Source organism: Vreelandella olivaria (genome assembly GCF_023507745.1).
Classification (GTDB): domain Bacteria; phylum Pseudomonadota; class Gammaproteobacteria; order Pseudomonadales; family Halomonadaceae; genus Vreelandella; species Vreelandella olivaria_A.
In genome coordinates, this window is record NZ_JALPZO010000072.1 from 1 (window position 1) to 628 (window position 628).

At 57.6% G+C, this 628-nt stretch carries 1 protein-coding gene; it reads left to right on the top strand.

Translation table 11 applies throughout. The annotated features are described in order from the left end of the window. Positions 1-132: 132 nt before the first annotated feature. Positions 133-628 (top strand): hypothetical protein (locus HP566_RS06390; protein WP_249976432.1); only part of this gene is annotated, 496 nt, incomplete at its 3' end.

The window sequence follows — 628 nt, forward strand, 5'->3', positions numbered from 1 at the left end:
GTGGGCCAAGCCCAGCGAGGAACTGTTGCGGCTCTCCGCCGAGGTGCGGCGGGTGCGCGAGGAAAACCCACAACGCCCCATCGAGGATATCTTCGCCGAGGCCTATCGGCGCCAGGGAGTCGAAGCCTGACGATGGCCAGCAAACGCAAGGGCCTGGCGGGGCCAGACCCAACCAAACCGCAGCAGGCGGGCAATGTGGAGCGCCTGCCGGGCGGCAGGCTTGTGTTTCTCGCCCCCCACCCCCTTCCCACCGGGGAACCGGCGCTCAACGAAGGGGCGGTCAGCGAGCTTAACGATACCTGGCTGGACTATGGAGCTGGTTGGCCCGGAGTCTTTGGCAATCAGCTAATCATTGCCTTGTCATTTTGGTCTTTTCTTATAGTCGTCTTTGTTTTTCCGATGATACTGTACCCATTTGTCTCAGAAATAGTCTTTCGCGTTTTTGTGGACGAAGCGATTAGAAACGGCTTTATTGCGGTATTGATTGGGCTATCAGTAGGTATATGGGCCACTATTGAGGTCTATTCGAAGCGCAAGAAAGTAATCCCTGCGCGTTTTCACCGACAGCGCCGTGAAGTGTGCTTTGTGCCGGAAAAGAAGTGCGGCGCGGGCCATGAAGCGCCGGTCT